Here is a 1,105-nt window from a genome sequence, read left to right as displayed (position 1 = left end):
ACTACGGTGTCGCCCCGTTCGAGTGAAGCCCCCACAGCTGCGGCAATGACTTTCCGGGCTTGCTCTTCGTCGGCGGCGTCCAGCGCTTTGCGCACAACGGCCACCACTTGTATGCGGCGTATCGACCCCGGCTGGCTGACCACCTGCTCGACCCTTCGCCCAACCTGATATTCCACTTCCCGTTGTACGCTGCCATTCACGCCAGTACCAGTACGCGCGTCGAGCGGCGCCACCCCGGTATCGCGCACAGACTCGCGTTCGCGCACCACCACGCCGGCAGGCGGCTTGTTTTCTCGCCCCGGCGCCGAAATCACTTCTTCGGTGGTGATGCGTATCTGATCCATGTTTAACAGGACGTCCACACTGGCGAGCGCTTGGCCCGCGCCAAAGCTCTGGTCCAGCACCAAGGCCGCCTTGCGGGCAAGGTAATCTTCGGTTTCTTTTTTAAGGTCGAGCCGGCTTGAGCTGTTTGCGAGCGCCGCGCCGTTTTCGGCATTGGTGGCCACTCGACTCAGCGCGATGCCCTGGTGGTTGACGACGGCGACATCGGCAGAGGTCATTCCCGGTGTCGCTGAAGCGACGAGGTGCTGAATTCCGAAAACCTGCTCGGGACGCAGGTTCTGGCCCTGTTTGAGCGTCAGGGTAATGGCGGCCTTCGGTTTACTGCTCGCCTGCTTGAACAGGCCCTGCTCCGGAAGCGCCAGATGGACGCGCACGTCGCTGACCTCCGCCAGGGACAGGATGGTTCGTGTCAACTCGCCTTGAAGCGCTCGCTGATAGTTGATCTTCTGGGCGAATTCGGTCATGCCGAAATCGGTATTGTTGAACAGCTCAAACCCGACCACTCCCTGTAAGGGGATTTCCTTGCCCATCAGCTTGATGCGCGTTGCGTGCACCTGCGTTTTGTCGACAAGAATGGTCGAACCGCTTTCGGCGAGGCGATAGGGCATCTTTTGCTTGTCGAGCTCCGTTGTCATCGCCAGCGCATCCTGGGGCTTCAGGTCAGTGAACAGCACCTGGTATTCCACTCTGAACGCCCACCATGCAAAAAAGACCACAGCGCCCAGGAACAACACCAGCGCTCCAACCAGGAGCGCACGCGCCG

At 60.6% G+C, this 1,105-nt stretch carries 1 protein-coding gene; it reads right to left on the bottom strand.

Annotation, left to right across the window (positions count from 1 at the left end; genetic code table 11):
* On the bottom strand, nt 1-1,105 hold a 1,105-nt coding region (gene fliF, locus AC1D1X_RS24095; protein WP_477699457.1), incomplete at both ends, for a flagellar basal-body MS-ring/collar protein FliF.

Source organism: Polaromonas sp. P1_G4 (assembly GCF_056405475.1).
Note: the sequence above shows the minus strand (reverse complement) of the source record. Positions and strands in the feature narration are given on the sequence as shown.